Source organism: Streptomyces sp. ML-6 (assembly GCF_030116705.1).
GTDB lineage: Bacteria > Actinomycetota > Actinomycetes > Streptomycetales > Streptomycetaceae > Streptomyces.
This window is the reverse complement of sequence record NZ_JAOTIK010000002.1, coordinates 108,894-123,958: the sequence shown is the minus strand read 5'-3', so window position 1 is coordinate 123,958 and position 15,065 is coordinate 108,894. Positions and strand designations below refer to the sequence as shown.

Annotated in this window: 12 protein-coding genes and 1 pseudogene; 6 read left to right on the top strand and 7 right to left on the bottom strand. The window is 70.5% G+C overall.

Annotated elements, in window-relative coordinates:
* Window positions 1-297 precede the first annotated feature (297 nt).
* Window positions 298-1,065 carry a helix-turn-helix transcriptional regulator gene (locus tag OCT49_RS34550; protein WP_283856104.1) on the bottom strand — a complete coding sequence of 256 codons (768 nt, stop codon included), beginning with the start codon at window positions 1,063-1,065 and terminating at the stop codon, window positions 298-300.
* Between the two features lie 91 nt (window positions 1,066-1,156).
* Here OCT49_RS34550 and OCT49_RS34545 point away from each other — a divergent pair, with 91 nt between their 5' ends.
* The 3 genes from OCT49_RS34545 to OCT49_RS34535 are packed head-to-tail and all read left to right on the top strand — an operon-like array spanning window position 1,157 to window position 5,438.
* Window positions 1,157-2,938 carry an amidohydrolase gene (locus OCT49_RS34545; RefSeq protein ID WP_283856103.1) on the top strand — a complete coding sequence of 594 codons (1,782 nt, stop codon included), beginning with the start codon at window positions 1,157-1,159 and terminating at the stop codon, window positions 2,936-2,938.
* A gap of 2 nt (window positions 2,939-2,940) precedes the next feature.
* On the top strand, window positions 2,941-4,302 hold the full coding sequence (locus OCT49_RS34540) for an ArgE/DapE family deacylase (RefSeq protein WP_283856102.1): 1,362 nt from the start codon (window positions 2,941-2,943) through the stop codon (window positions 4,300-4,302).
* Window positions 4,299-5,438: a nitrilase-related carbon-nitrogen hydrolase gene (locus tag OCT49_RS34535; RefSeq protein WP_283856101.1), complete on the top strand. Its 1,140-nt coding sequence runs from the start codon at window positions 4,299-4,301 to the stop codon at window positions 5,436-5,438. Before OCT49_RS34540 ends, OCT49_RS34535 begins: the two co-directional genes overlap by 4 nt.
* Before the next feature lie 179 nt (window positions 5,439-5,617).
* On the opposite strand, the gene OCT49_RS34530 is transcribed toward OCT49_RS34535, so the two are convergent.
* Entirely contained in the window at window positions 5,618-7,066 is a 1,449-nt protein-coding gene (locus OCT49_RS34530; RefSeq protein WP_283856100.1) for an amidase, read from the bottom strand.
* Between the two features lie 439 nt (window positions 7,067-7,505).
* Window positions 7,506-7,823 (bottom strand): hypothetical protein, encoded by a 318-nt coding sequence (locus tag OCT49_RS34525; protein WP_283856099.1) that lies wholly within the window; start codon window positions 7,821-7,823, stop codon window positions 7,506-7,508.
* Between the two features lie 174 nt (window positions 7,824-7,997).
* Here OCT49_RS34525 and OCT49_RS34520 point away from each other — a divergent pair.
* Window positions 7,998-8,177 (top strand): annotated as a pseudogene (locus OCT49_RS34520) (alpha/beta hydrolase); the annotation flags it as partial.
* Window positions 8,178-8,234: 57 nt separating this feature from the next.
* Here OCT49_RS34520 and OCT49_RS34515 read toward each other — a convergent pair.
* From OCT49_RS34515 to OCT49_RS34500, 4 genes are read right to left on the bottom strand one after another with little or no spacing between them, the layout of a single operon-like run.
* Complete coding sequence (locus tag OCT49_RS34515; protein ID WP_283856098.1) at window positions 8,235-9,056, bottom strand: SDR family NAD(P)-dependent oxidoreductase; 822 nt, start codon at window positions 9,054-9,056, stop codon at window positions 8,235-8,237.
* Between the two features lie 56 nt (window positions 9,057-9,112).
* Window positions 9,113-9,895 (bottom strand): SDR family NAD(P)-dependent oxidoreductase, encoded by a 783-nt coding sequence (locus OCT49_RS34510; RefSeq protein WP_283856097.1) that lies wholly within the window; start codon window positions 9,893-9,895, stop codon window positions 9,113-9,115.
* The gene (locus tag OCT49_RS34505; RefSeq protein WP_283856096.1) at window positions 9,852-10,661 is read right to left on the bottom strand and encodes a GntR family transcriptional regulator; all 810 of its coding nucleotides are present in this window, start codon (window positions 10,659-10,661) and stop codon (window positions 9,852-9,854) included. Before OCT49_RS34505 ends, OCT49_RS34510 begins: the two co-directional genes overlap by 44 nt.
* 33 nt (window positions 10,662-10,694) lie before the next feature.
* A complete protein-coding gene (locus tag OCT49_RS34500; protein WP_283856095.1) occupies window positions 10,695-11,249 on the bottom strand; it encodes a VOC family protein in 555 nt (184 codons plus the stop codon).
* Window positions 11,250-11,387: 138 nt separating this feature from the next.
* On the opposite strand from OCT49_RS34500, the gene OCT49_RS34495 reads away from it, so the two are divergent.
* Together OCT49_RS34495 and OCT49_RS34490 are read left to right on the top strand one after the other, a co-directional pair.
* Window positions 11,388-13,586 (top strand): alpha-ketoacid dehydrogenase subunit alpha/beta, encoded by a 2,199-nt coding sequence (locus tag OCT49_RS34495; RefSeq protein ID WP_283856094.1) that lies wholly within the window; start codon window positions 11,388-11,390, stop codon window positions 13,584-13,586.
* A 37-nt stretch (window positions 13,587-13,623) separates the two neighbouring features.
* Complete coding sequence (locus OCT49_RS34490) at window positions 13,624-14,955, top strand: 2-oxo acid dehydrogenase subunit E2 (RefSeq protein ID WP_283856093.1); 1,332 nt, start codon at window positions 13,624-13,626, stop codon at window positions 14,953-14,955.
* The last annotated feature ends 110 nt before the right edge of the window (window positions 14,956-15,065 follow it).

Here is a 15,065-nt window from a genome sequence, read left to right as displayed (position 1 = left end):
CGCCGGTCGTATGTCTGCCGCGTGCGCTTTTTCTTCGTGCGTCATTCGTCGACATACGTGGATCACGGTATTGGCAGGCCGAAATTCGGTCTGCGGCATCGATGATTTGAACGCGCGAATTTCCGGGACGGCGCGTATTCCATACGGGGTTTCGCGTCGCCGTCAGACCTCGATAATGTGCGATGTCGCCCGCTCGAAAGTTCGGGGATTTCACGCCATGCGCCCCCGGTGTACTCGCTCGGCGGGCGCGAGGAAAATCTTTTCCGCCCGCCGGCCCGTGCGGCGCGTGAGTGACCGCTACCCGTCGTCCCGCAGTCGTGCGATCAGCTGTGTCCGGGAACGGACTCCCGCCTTCTCGAAGACGTGCTGCACGTGCGTCTTGACGGTGGCCACGCTGATGAACAGCGCGGCACCGATCTCGGCGTTCGCGGCGCCCTCGCAGACCAGGCGGACCACATCGCGCTCGCGCGGGGTGAGCCCCCACGCGGCGAGCGGCGGCCCGGTCTCGACAAGGTGGCGGCCGGCCTGGAAGGTGTGCTCCAGGAATGCATGGGCCTTGTCGAGAAAAGCCAGGTCGGAGGGGGTGAAATCGCCCAGCTCCGCAGTCCGCAGCAGGGACAGGCCACCCACGATCCGCGCCCCGCTGTAAAGGTAGAGCTCCGTCTCGTGGCGGAACCCGAGCGGAGCCATGAAGCGCCGGTAGTACTCGCCGCGCTCGTATCGCTCCGGCAGGTCGCGCATGGTCACCAGGGGCCGGCGGGGGCCGACGAAGCGCCGCGGGTGGAACGGATCGAGGCGGTGGTAGTGCGCGGTGTAGCTCCGGTTCTCGACCGGCCGAATCCGGTGGAACGCGTGATCGACGGCGTTCAGTCGCGCGTCGACGGAGTAGAAGACGATTCCGGAGCAGTTCACCATGTTCGCCAGGAACGTCATTGCCTCGGTCTTGAAGCTCCAGAGGCCTTCGTTTTCAGGAAGAAGTCGCATCGTCGTCGCCACAACCTCGAAGCGGATTTGCGCGATTCTAGCAGGAATCCGGGAAAGCGAAACAGGCGCGATCTCATACATTGGAATGATGCTCGGGGGCGAGCGACGGGCATAGCTTCGCCTCGGCGACCGGGAATACCGGTCGCAGCGGAGGAAGGGAATGCCCGAAGCAATGAATGGGACCACGGCCGGGCCGGCCACAGGGCCAACGACCAGGACGATCATCACCGGCGGACGCGTACACACCCTGAACCCGGCCGCCCCCGAAGCCGAGGCCGTCGTGCTGGAGCACGGCCGGGTACTCGCTGCGGGGCCGGACGACGACATGCTCAGCCTCGCGGGTCCGGCCGCGCACCGGATCGACGCGGAGGGCGCCTGGGTGGTGCCCGGCCTGATCGACACCCACCCCCACGTGCTGCACTTCGGCGGGCTCGCGGGCGGCCTGGTCGACCTGACCGACGCCGTCGACCACGCCGACATCGTCGAGCGGATCCGGGCCAGGGCCGCCACCACACCGGCCGGCGACTGGATCATGTGCACCCCGGTCGGCGAGCCGCACTACTTCATCCGCCGTTCCGAACGGGATCTCGCGGAGCGACGACTGCCCGACCGCCACACGCTGGACCGGGCCACCGCCGACCACCCGGTGCTGATCCAGGCGTGGGCGCCCAAGATGCCCGCCGTGGTGGCGTTCAACAGCGCCGGACTGCGCGCCGTGGGACTGGTCGGCTTCCTGCCGGACCGGGTCTGCGACGTCGAGATCGCCAAGGACGAGCACGGCGACCCGACCGGCATCCTGCGCGGCCCGGTCACCAACTACTACACGTACGACCCGTTCTGGGGCCAGATCCTGATGAAGCTGCCCGGTCCGGACCCCGCCGACGCGGTTCAGGGCACGATCGACGAGATGGCCCGCTTCACGGCCAAGGGCGTGACCGCGCTCTACGAGGCACACGCGATGGAGCCCGAGCACATCGACGTCTACCGCCGGCTGCGGGCCGCAGACGCACTCACGGCCCGGGTACTGGCGACCTGGGACATGGAATCGGCCATCTTCTACCCGTTCGATCCGCTGAGCCTCGACGCGTTCACCGAGCGCCTGCACCGCCTCGGCGCCCACTGCGTCGACCTCGACGACGACCTGCTGCGGTTCAACGGCCTCACCCTCAGCCCCGGCGGCCCGTGCTTCTCCGGCCACTTCGCGACCCACGAGCCGTACACGAACCCCTTCGGCCGGCCCGCGCAGGGTACCCGCTTCATCACCCTCGACAAGGAGGAGGCGTTCGTCCGCCACTGCGCCGAGCACGGCATCCGCGCGAACGTGTGCCTGGGGGCCTACCGCGAGCACGACGAGTTCCTGGAGATCGCCGAACGCGTAGTGCGCGAGCACGACTTCCGGGACCGGCGCTGGATCCTCCAGCACGCCATGACCATCACCCCGGCCCAGGTGCGGCGCTACCGTGCCCTCGGCTTCCAGGTCACCACGTCGGTCGGCTTCGCGTGGGGCAAGGGCACGATGTACGGCGAGCGGATCGGCACCCACGTGTGGCGTGACCTGACGCCACTCAGGCGGCTGCTGGACGCCGGCCTCGACCTCGCCGGAGGTACCGACTGGGGGCCGAAGAACCCCTGGGAACAGATCAAGCTCGCCCAGACGCACGAGTTCGCGGGCAGCGACCACCGCAACGACGGGCCGGACCAAGTACTCACCCGCGCCCAGGCGTTCGCGATGTGGACCACCGGCGCGGCCGAGGTGCTCGGCTGGTCGGACATCGGCGCGCTGGTCCCCGGCCACCATGCCGACATCGCGATCGTCGACCGCGATCCGCTGCGCTGCGACCTGGACGATCTCGCGGGCACGACGGTGCTGCGCACGCTGCTCGGCGGGCGAACCGTGTACGACACCGGTGAACTGCGGACCCTCGGCGACGAGCCGGCACCGATGGGGGCGTGACCATGGACGAGAGCCTGAACCACGACAGGGGCGTGCCCGGGTCCCCGGAAACGAGCACGCGCCAACGGGTGCTCACCCGGCTCGACCTGCTGCGCGACGAGATGCTGGACACCCTCACCGCCGCGGTCCGGATCCCCAGCATCACCCCGACCTACCCCGGTGAGGTCTACGCCGACCTGGTCGGCGCCGAGGGGGAGGTCTCGCGCCTGCTGGCCGGGGTCTACGCCGAAGCAGGCGCCGAGACCGACGTCTTCGCCGTGGAACCCGGCCGCGACAACGCGGTGGGTGTGATCCGCGGTACCGGCGGCGGGCGTTCGCTGATCTTCAATGGACACGTCGATGTGGTCCCGCCCGGGAACACGTCCGGCTGGCGCTCGGGCGACCCGTTCGACGGTGTCGTCGAGGACGGCTGGATCCGCGGCCGCGGCACCGTCGACATGAAGAGCGGCCTGGTCGCGCAGGCGTTCGCGGCCCGGGCACTGCATGAGGCCGGGGTGCGCCTGCGCGGTGACCTGATCCTCCAGGCGGTCGTCGGCGAGGAGAACCTGGAGAACCACCTCGGCACCTCCGCGGTGCTCGACCGCGGCTACACCGCGGACGGGGCCATCGTCTCCGAACCGACCGGCGGAGCCTCACCCCTGTCCGTCATGGCCGCGACCCCCGGCCTGCTGGTGATGCGGATCGAGGTGACCGGCAAGAGCTCCCACTCGTCGATGCGCGGGCGGATGCTGTACGGACCCGGCACGAACGGGGCGGTCGCGGCCAGCGCGATCGACCGCGGCTTCGTGATCTACCAGGCGCTGCGCCGGCTGGAGAGCGACTGGGCGGTGACCAAGTTCGATCCGCTCTTCGAACCGGGATGCTTCACCCTCGCGCCCGGCGTCGTGGACGGCGGCGCGCGCCACTCGCGCAGTGGGGCGTTCATCCCCGACTCGATGAGCATGGTGTACGCGGTGTTCCACCCTCCGGGGGAGGACCAGGCGGCCGTGCGCAAGGAGATCGAGGACCACATCGCGCACGTCGCCGCCACCGACCCCTGGCTGCGCGTGCATCCGCCGGTGGTGGAATGGACGTTGCGGTATCCGGGTTCGCGGGTCGATGCGACCCATCCGCTCTGCGCCGCGGTCACCGACGCCCGTGAACGCGCCGCCGTCGACACGCCATTGGCGGGCCGCCCGCCGGTGGCGGCGTTCCCCTCCGCGGCCGACTCCACGTGGCTGTGCGCCGCCGGGATCCCCGCGGTCGGCCTCGGGCCGGGCGAACTCGCGATGGCGCACGCGTACGACGAGCGCTGCGCGGTGGACGAGATCGTCTGCGCCGCACGCGCATACGCGTTGGCCGCGATGGACTGGTGCGGATCATGAGCGAGCCGGTCGCACCGTACCTGACCGTCGGCCTGTCGACGGTGGTCCGCAGCATCACCTCGCGCGCCCAGATCGCGCACAACCTCGACATCATCGAGGAGGCCGTGCACGCCGCGGTGTCCGTCGTCGGCATCAACATGCCGGTCAAGCTGATCGCGCTGGCCGAGGGCGCGTTGACCGGATTCGCGGACGAGATCCTCGACATCCCGCACGTCACCGCGGCCCGCGAGCTGTTCATCGACATCCCCGGCCCGGAAACCGGGCGACTGGCCGCGCTGGCCCGACACTACGACACCTACATCGTCGCGCAGTGCAAGGCGCGCTGGCCGGAGATCCTGCCCGACCGGTTCTTCAACACACTGTTCGTCATCTCCCCGGCGGGCGAGATCGTGCACCGTGCGGCAAAGAACCACCTGTGGTGCCGCGAACGCTCCTGCACGCCGCACGACGTGTACGACCGGTGGGTGGAACTCTTCGGCGACGGCATCGACGCGTTCTACCCGGTGCTGCGCACCGACGACATCGGCAACCTCGGCACGATCTGCTGCAGTGACGGCGAATACCCGGAAGCAGTAAGGGCGTTGGCCCTCCAGGGCGCCGAGGTGGTGTACCGCCCCAGCGAGGCGGTGCCAATGACCCAGGCCGGCCCCGACCCCGGAGGCACCTGGCTGCTGCAAAACCGGGCGCACGCCCACTTCAACAGTCTGTACATGGTCTGCCCGAACGCCGGACCGGTCTATCCGACGCCCGACTCCCTCCACCCGTACGACATCGCGGGCGGCAACGCGCACGTCGTCGACTTCCACGGGGCGGTGCTCGGGCACACCGCCTCCGGGTACAACTCCTTCGTGTCCGGAATCATCGACATCGAGGCGTTGCGGCAGTTCCGGACGATGAATCTCAACAGCAACTGGCTCAAGGACCTGCGCACCGAGGTCTTCCGGCGGATGTACGACGAACCGATCCACCCGGCCAACCTGTGGCTGACGGACGAACCGGTCCGGCACGCCGAGGCGGACGAGATCTACCGCGCGAACATCCGGCGGCTGGTGGAGCGGGGCGCGTACACGCCACCGGCGCACGCGTTTCCCGGCGCCCGCTACATCGCGCCGCCGGAGCCCGGTCCGGCCGGGTAGCGCCCGATCGTCGGGCGCAGCCGGGTGCGCCCGAAGTCGGGCTCGGGAGCGGCCAGTTGCTCCAGGAGGAGACCGTTGAGCAGCGTCGGCAGGCGCGCGGCGTCGCCTTCGGGGTCGTCGGCCCCGCGGCGGCCAGGTCGCCCGCCACTACGCCCCAGGACGGCATCCGGTGGCGGCGCTCAGAATCCCGGCGGACGGCGGAACCCGCCGATCACCTCCGCGAGGCGCCGCACGAACTGGACCGCGGTGCGGTCGTGCAGGTAGGGCGCGATCACCTGGATGCCGACCGGGAGCCCGTCCCGGGTCGCCCCGACAGGTGCCACCGCCGCGGGAAGGTGGTTGACGGACGAGGGCGCCATCCACGTGAGCATCTCGTGATACGGCCGGTCGACGCCGTCGACCCGCAAGGTCCGGACCGACCAGCCGGGGTCGGGCCGGTGGTCGTGGGGGAAGGCAGCCGTGGGGCTCACCGGGCAGATGAGCACGTCGACGTCGCGGAAGAACTCGGCCCAGCGGCGGCGGGAGTGCTGGCGCCGTTCGTCGAGGTCGTGCCAGTCACGGAAGCGGAGCGTCAGGGCCGAAGCGAACCCGCCGGCGGCCCCTTCCGCCATGGCGAGTTCCACGAGCCCGGCGTACGACTCGTCCGGCTCGACCAGCCCGCTCTGTGCCATCAGCAACGGCTGGTAGAGGGCCATCGTCTCTTCGAGCCCGACCGGTCCCTCGTCCTCGACCACGACGGCGCCCTCGGCCCGCACCGCTTCCAGCGCGGCCTGCATGAGCGCGGCCAGTTCGCTGTCGACGGGGCAGAACGGGTCGTCGAGCCATGCCGCCACCCGGAAGTCCCGCAGGGCGCTCGCCCGGGCGGCGGGCAGCTCCAGCCGCCATGCCGGGGCGCGGTCGTGGTCCGCTCCCGCGAGGACGTCGAGGCCCAGGTCGAGGTCGTCGGCGTGCCTGCCGAGCGGGCCGAGTACCGCCATGTCGAAATCCGCCAGAGTCCCAGGAGCATGTCCCGAGACGCTCCCGTACCTCGGCACGATCCCGAACGACGGGCGCAGCCCGTAGACGCCGCAGAAGTGGGCAGGCACCCGGATCGAGCCCGCCGTGTCGCCCCCGAGCTCCAGGCCGGTCAGCCCCGCGGCGACTGCCGCGGCGGACCCGCCGGACGAACCGCCGGGTCCGCGGGTCGGGTCCCACGGATTGTTCGTGGTCCCGTAGATCTCGTTGTAGGTCTGCCAGTCCCGGGCGTCGGGCGGCATGTTGGACTTGCCGAAGACGACCGCTCCCGCGTTCTTGAGCCGCGCGACCGACTCGGCGTCGCTCGTCGAGACATGGTGTCCCCAACGGGCCGAACCCCCGGTGGTACGCATGCCCGCAACTTCGAGACTGTCCTTGATCGTCACGGGGACGCCGTGCAGGCGGCCGAGCGGCTCGCCACGGGAGACCGCGCGGTCGGCCGCCAGTGCCGCGGCTCTCGCACCCTCCTCGTCCCGGGCGACGATGGCGTTCACCTTCGGATCGAGCCGCTCCACCCGGGCGAGGTAGTGGTCGAGCAACTCCAGGCTCGACACCTCCTTCGCCGCGACTGCTGCAGCGAGCTGACCTGCGGAGCGAAAAGCTGGATCGGTCATGCAATCTCCAGGAAAGGCCGGACCCGCGTCGGTCACATTGCTGTGGCCGACGCAAAACCCCAGTTCAGGGCGGGTCTGAGCCGACCTTAGCGGACGTGGGGGACCATGTCGGGGTGTGTCCTTTCTCACTTTCGGCAGCAGCTTTGGCCAGCATTTGGGCAGCGGCTGGAGGCCGACGGGGCCGGGAACGTTCACGAGAAACGGGAGGCGCCTCCCACCCGGCCCCAGCTGGTTCCGCAGCGCCTCGGTGCTCACGCCTTGGGCGGGCACAGGGCTCGGTCTGGTCGAGGATGTCGTGTTCGAGCCGGCCCTTCCTGGAGGTGCTGCAGGAACGACGAGGGCTGACAACACCGCTATGCGGCCGGGCGGGACCGGACTCCTTGGTACCGCCTGCGGCTGCCGCACAACCTGCGCGCCCGGGTCGGACACCGGCAGGGTCTCAAGGGGCGGCCCGGTCCTTGATCCCGGCGAGCACAGTGTCGGGCATCCGGTCGAACTCTGTCAGGGATCCGAAGTCGGCCATGAGAGGGCTGAGCGCGGCCATCGCCGGGTACGCGGTGGCGTCGAACGCGGGCACAGTGCTGGGCCCTTCGCCGGTGCGCGCCGGCAGGTGGCCGTTGAGGAAGCCGAACAGCACCATGGGCGCGTCCGCGACCATCTGCCGGACCGGCCTCGAGCTCTTGCGCGAGTCGCCGTACCCCCAAGCGCTCCAGGCCGTTGCGGTCGACCAGTGCCACGGCGGCGACGATGTGCGCACGGTCGAGTCCTGCTGAAGTGCCCTGAGTGCGTCTGGCCGCGACCATTCCCTCCCCGGCAAACCTGCACCGTAGAAATGCCCGTACGAGGGCACGACCTGCGGCGTAGGTTTCAGATGGGTGCTCTGCGCATCTGACCGAGGAGGAGATACGGGTGAGGTCACTGACACGGAACGGCCGCCCGAACCGACCTCCCGCTCGTGGTCCATGTGCACGGAGGCGGCTTCGTGGGCGCGGCGATGCATTGTGACGGGACCAACAGCCACCCCGCCGCGGTGCTGCCCGCGCTCGTTGTCCCGGTCGAGCACCGTCTCCCGGCCCCGGACAGCCCGCTCGCGAACACCGCCGACTCAGGCCCGTGGTCCGGGAATTGGCCCGAGAGCTGCAGATCGGTCGGCCCGGTCGGCGTGGTGCTACCGGACTTCCGGCCGGTCCGGCAGCACCGCGTATCCGTCGGCGGTCCAGCCGCCGTCGCTGACCATCACCTGGCCGGTGATGTTCGCGGACACCCCGGAGGACAGGAAGAGGGCGAGATGCGCGATGTCCTCGGGGCTGCCCAGACGGCCGCGCGGGGTCCGGCGGCGCAGCGCCTGTGTGTCGAGCCTCCCGGCGTCCGAGAGCCGGGTCAGCAGGTCGGTCTCGACGTAGCCGGGTGCGAGCGCGTTGACCCGGATGCCGAAAGGGGCCCACTCGACGGCCAGGACCTTGGTGAGGGCGGCGACGGCGGCCTTGGTCGCGCAGTATGCCGCGCGTTCCGGACCGGCGGTCACCCCGTACATCGACGAGGTGGTGAGGACGACGCCCCCGTCGCCCTCGCGCATGATGCGGGCGGCGGCGCGTGCGCAGACGAAGACTCCGGTGAGGTTGACGTCCAGCGCCGTGTTCCAGCGGTCCAGTTCGAGATCGAGCGAGGGCGCATTGGCGGACACGCCGGCGTTGGCGACCATCACCGACAGGTCTCCCGTCCGGGCGGTGAACGCGGTGAGCGCCGCCGTCACGGCGTCCTGGTCGCTGACCGGCGCGGTGGCGGTCTCGATCACCTGACCGGGGCTGCTCCCGGCCGCCAACACGGGCCGTACCCGGTCCAGTTCCTCGCCGTCGACGTCGAGCAGCAGCACATGGCAGCCGGCCCGTACGTACGCGTCGGCCATCGCCAGACCCAGGCCGCGCGCGGCACCGGTGACGCATACGGACCTACCCCTCAGGTCGGGGTAGATCGCCGCTTCGCTCGTCATGTTCCGTTCCGTTCCCGCTCGTTCTTACGCTGTCCCACCGGTGTGTTCGGTCCTGCTCAGATCATGTGCATCCCGCCGTTCACATGGATGACCTCGCCCTGCACGAAGCTCGCCGCGGGCGAGCACAGGAAGGTGACGACGGAGGCCACTTCCTCCGGCCTGCCCAGGCGGCCGAGGGGGGTGCCGGCGAGAGCGGTGTCGCCGCGGGTGGCGACGTAGTCGCGGGTCATGGCGGTCTCGATGATGCCGGGCGAGACCATGTTGATCCGTGCCCTGGAGCCGAGTTCCCAGGCGAGGCTGCGGGAGAAGGCGAGCAGCGCGCCCTTGGTCGCCGCGTAGTGCGCGTGCCGGATGCTGCCGCGGTGACCGGCCATGGAGGTCAGATTGACGATGCTGCCGCCCTCGTTGAGGTGGGGCAGGACGGCGCGGGTGAGGTAGAAGACGCCGTTGAGGTTGACCGAGATGACGGTGTTCCACTGCTCGTCGGTCATGTCGGCGACGGCCTGCTCCGGATAGATCCCGGCCGCCGGTACGAGAAAGTCGACCGAGCCGTACGTCTCGACCGCGGCGGCGACGAACGCGTTGTTGCTCTCCGGCGAGGCCGCGTCCAGGGTGCGGGTGATCACGGTCGTGCCCGTGGGGTCGAGCGTCGCGGCGAATTCCTCCAGCGCCCCGGCGTTCAGGTCGCCGAGCACCAGGTTGGCGCCGGCGGTGTGGAACTGGCGGGCCACCTCGCGGGCGATGCCGCCGCCCGCGCCGGACAGGAGGAGGGTCCGGCCCTCGAAGGGGCGGGCGTCAGTCCGCTCGGTCTGCTGCGTCTGCGATGTGGTCGTTGTCATGGTCGTCCTCCGTGAACAGTTCGGGATGCTGGGCCAGTTCCAGCCGGGTGCGGCGGATGTGGCCGGTGAGAAAGCGTTCGGCGTCGACGGTGTCGGCCCGCTTGATCGCCTCGATGAGCAGGCGGTGTTCGGCGTGGATCAGTTCCCAGCCGCTGTCGCCCGCGAGCCGGGCGAAGGCACGGCGGTAGTGCTGTGTGGTGTTCCAGAACCGGTCGACCATGGTGGTGATCTGGGCGACCCGGCATCCGGCGTAGGTGAGCAGATGCAGACGGCGGTCGAGGGCCAGGAAGCGGTCCACGTCGGTGGTGAGCTCGATCTGCCGGGCGATCGTCTCCAGTTCGGCGACCTGCTCGGCGGTCAGGTTCGGAATGCTCTCGCTGAGGGCGAGCGGTTCCAGGCGTTCGCGGATCTTGTAGACGCCCTCGCACTCCGCCATGTCCATTCTGGAGACCCAGGCGCCGCTGTTGGACTTCACGACGGTCAGCCCCTCGGCCGCCAGTATCCGCAGGGCCTCGCGCACGGGCAGCCGGCTGGCGCCGAGCCGGGCGGCGACCTGCTCCTGCATGATCCGTGCGCCGGGGCGCAGTTCACCGCTCAGGATGGCGGCCCGCAGATGGTCCGCGACGCGCTGGCTGGCGACTGCGGTGCCGGACCCGGACGCGCCGGCTCCGGACTTGCCGGCTCCGGACTCGCTGGATCCGGAGGGTTCAGATCCGGATGGTTCGGATCCCGACGGTTCGGATCCGGCGGTCGGCTTGCGTGACATGACTCTCCCTGATGCGGTGTCGCGGCAGCGTGTTCAGACGGAAGGCTGCCACAGCCGTACCGGTGAGTCGGCTTCGTACCGCTTGCCTCCCGGATACGAGACCAGCTCCAGCTGCATCCCCCAGGGCGTGAGGAAGTAGACCCAGCGCTGCCCCGTGCTCGGGCCCGAGCTGGCCGTGGGCTCGCCCAGGATCCGTACGCCGTGCCGCCGCAGGTGCGCCACGGCGGCATCGAGGTCGGTGACGTAGAAGGCGAGGTGGTGACCGCCGATGTCGCTGTTGCGCGGCGGCCTCGTCTCCTGCCCGGGGGCCTCGTACTCGAAGATCTCGAAGTTCGGGCCTCCGGCGCAGCGGAAGAAGCGCAGTTCGCGCATCACGGCACGCGGGTGGACGCCGAGGTGGTCGCTCATCCAGGTGCCGTCGGAGCGGAACGGACCGAGCGAGTAGGCGTGTTCGCAGCCGATCACCTCGACGAAGAAGCGGGTCGCCTCTTCGAGGTCGGGAACGGTGAAGCCGATGTGTTCGACACCGGCCAGTCCCGGAAGCCCATGCCCCCGGCCATCTGCTGAATGGATCCATTTCTCCGCCATGCCTCTCACTTTGCTTCGCCGAAGGTGCCGTAGTCAATGGAATCTCCCGGTACCTGAATGTAACGTTCCAGTGACGAGGTATTGGCTATGGATCCATTCGCTGCGACAGTGCTCACCGAATCACACAGGAGAGTGCTCATGCCCACACACCGGAAACTGGCCCCCGCGTCACCCTGGACCGAGGTGACGGCAACCAAGAAGGACTGGCACGGCGCGGACCCGCGGCTGCTGACCTCGATGTTCACCCAGACCTTGCTGATCAGGACCTTCGAGGAGTACGTTCTCGACCTGGCAGGCCAAGGACTGGTCCACGGGCCGGCCCACTCCAGCATCGGTCAGGAGGGCGGCGCCGTCGGCTCCGTGCTGCCGCTGACCGGCGCCGACTTCGTCGGCGGCTCGCACCGGGGGCACCACCAGTTCCTGGCCAAGGCACTGGGATACGTCGCGCCCGACGGCATCGATCTGCGCCGCCCCGTCGACGACGAAGTGCGCACCGTCCTGCAGCGCAGCCTGGCCGAGATCTGCGGGCTGGCCAGGGGCTTCTGCCGGGGCCGGGGCGGCTCCATGCATCTGCAGTGGCGCGAGGCCGGGGCCATGGGCACCAACGCGATCGTCGGCGGCGGCGTGCCGCAGGCCGCCGGGTTCGCCTGGTCGGCGCGGCAGGCCGGCACCGATGCCGTCTCGGTGACCTACTTCGGGGACGGCGCGGTCAACATCGGCTCCGTGCTGGAGACGATGAACCTCGCCGCCGCCTGGAAGCTTCCGGTCTGCTTCTTCATCGAGAACAACAAGTACGCCGTCTCCACCCACGTGGACGAGGCGACGGCCGAGCCCCGGCTCTCGGCGCGCGGTCTGGGCTTCAACATCCCCAGCTGGCGCGTGGACGGCATGGACCCGCTCGCCGTGTACATGGCCATGAGCGAGGCCGTGGACCACATGCGGGCCGGCGGCGGCCCGACCATCGTCGAGGCCGAGGTCTACCGCTTCTTCCACCAGAACGGACCGTTCCCCGGCAGCGCGTTCGGCTACCGCACCAAGGACGAGGAGAAGGAGTGGCGGGCCCGCGACCCGCTGGCCCTCCTCTCGCGGCAGCTCGTCGAGAACGGCGTGCTGAGCGCCGACGAGATCGAGGAGAGCACCGCGCGGGCCAAGGCGGTCATGGCCGCCATCGGCGACGAACTGCTGGAGCCCGACCCCGACGGCAAGCCGGGCACCCGCCGTATCAGGCCCTCCGAGTGGCCCGACCCGTCCTTCCGCGACGTCGGCGTACGGGGCGACCTCAGCGAGTTCGAGGGCGTGCGCCTCGCCGACACCGGCAGCGGGCCGGACGCCTTCCGGGGGCGTCTGGAGCAGCGGAAGTTCATCGACGTCGTGGCCGAGGTGATGGGCCGGCGCATGGCCGAGGACGCGTCGGTCGTCGTCATGGGCGAGGACGTGCACCGGCTCAAGGGCGGCACCAACGGCGCCACCAAGGGCCTGGCCGAGGCCCACCCGGACCGTGTCCTGGGCACCCCGATCAGCGAGAACGCCTTCGCCGGTCTCGCCGGCGGCATCGCGCTCGACGGCCGGTACAAGCCGGTGGTGGAGTTCATGTACGCCGACTTCATGTGGGTCGCGGCCGACCAGATCTTCAACCAGATCGGCAAGGCCCGGCACATGTTCGGCGGCGACGGGCAGGGCACCGGCGTCCCGCTCGTCCTGCGCAGCAAGGTCGCCATGGGCACCGGCTACGGCTCCCAGCACTCCATGGACCCGGCGGGAATCCTCGCCACGGCCCCGGGCTGGCGGATCGTCGCCCCGTCCACGCCCTTCGACTACGTCGGCCTGATGAACTCCGCGCTGACCTGCAAGGACCCGGTCGTCGTACTGGAACACACCGACCTGTACAACTCGGTCGGTCCGGGCCCGGTGGACGACTTCGACTACTGCCTGCCCGTGGGCAGAGCGGCCGTGCGCCGCACCGGCTCGCGGATCACCGTCGTGACGTACCTCGCGATGACCAACTACGTCCTGGAGGCCGTCGAGCAGCTGGGCCTGGACGCCGAGGTCATCGATCTGCGCTGGCTGGACCGCGCCAGTCTCGACTGGGACACCCTCGGCGAGAGCATCCGCAAGACCAACAACGTGCTCATCGCCGAGCAGGGACCCGTCGGCACCTCCTACGGCGGCTGGCTGTCCGACGAGATCCAGCGCCGCTACTTCGACTGGCTCGACCAGCCGGTGGAGCGCGTCCAGGCCGGCGAGTCCTCGCCCAGCATCAGCAAGGTGCTGGAGCGGGCGGCCATCGCACGGACCGAAGAGGTCGTCGACGCGCTCCAGCGGGTCACCGGGAACTGACCCTCCCCGTACGAGAGAACACCCAGGAGGGTTGATCATGGCAGAACTGTTCCGAATGCCCGCCGTGGCCGCCGACGCGACGACGGCCGTGCTGTCCGCCTGGCAGGTGGCGGAGGGGGCGTCGTTCACCAAGGACGACGCGCTGGTCTCCATCGAGACCGACAAGGCCGAGGTGGACGTCGCCGCCGAGCAGGACGGAGTCCTGCTCAAGACCCTGTACGAGGCCGGTGTCGAGATCGAGGTGGGCGACCCGATCGCCGTGCTCGGCGCCGTCGGCGAGCAGGCCGGTGACCTCGACGCACTGCTGGCGGAGCTCGGCGTCGGCACGCCCGCCGCCGCCCCGCAGGCAGTGCGCCGGGACGTACCGGAGGAGCCGGACGCTCAGCGCCCGGCCTCCCCGGCCCCCGCCGCAGCGGCATCCGGCGAGCCGGATCGCGGCGGGCGCGTCTTCAGCAGCCCGCTGGCCCGTCGGCTGGCCCGGGAGGCGGGCCTCGACATCGAGGCCCTCACCGGCACCGGACCCGGCGGCCGCATCGTCAGGCGCGACGTCGAGGCGGCGGCCGCGGCCCGGCCCGTACCGGCGACGGAACCCGCCGCCGCCCCACCCGTACCGGCGACGGAGCCGGCCGCCGCCCCGGCTCCCCGGCCGGCCCCCGCCGCGCCGCAGGCGGTCGCTCCCGCCGGCAGCGGCGACCACGAGGACATCCCGCACACCCGCATGCGCCGGGCCATCGCCCGACGCCTGACGGAGAGCAAGCAGCACACCCCGCACTTCTACCTGCGGGCGACCTGCGCCGTGGACGAGCTGCTCGCCCTGCGGCAGCGGATCAACGCGGTCAGCCCGGTCAAGGTCTCGGTCAACGACCTGTTGATCAAGGCCGTCGCCACGGCACACACACAGGTGCCGGAGATGAACGCGGTCTGGCAGCCGGAGGCCGTCCGCCGGTTCCGTACCGTCGACGTCTCGGTCGCCATCGCCACCGAAACGGGCCTGGTGACCCCGGTCCTGCGCGGCATCGAGAACCTGTCGGTATCGGCGATCGCCACGCGGACCCGCGCGTACGCGGAGCAGGCACGCTCCGGGTCCCTGCACCCCGCGGACCTCGAAGGCGGATCGATCACCGTCTCGAACCTCGGCATGTACGGGGTCGAGGAGTTCGCCGCGATCATCAACCCGCCGCAGGCCGCGATCCTGGCCATCGGCGCCGCACGCGACGAGGCGGTGGTCCGCGACGGTGCGGTCACCGCGGCCAAGGTGCTCGGCGTGGTCCTCTCCGTGGACCACCGTCCGGTGGACGGAGCCGTGGCGGCGCGCTGGCTCGCGGCCTTCACCGAGGCCGTTCAGAACCCGGTCCGACTCGTCGTCTGACCCCACCCCGGCGGCGCCGGGCCGGCCGCGGCGTCATCGCCGCGGTCCGCCCGGCACCGCCCACCCCCTGGGCCGCAGTCCGCGTCCGGCGGCTGCCAGAGCACTCCAGA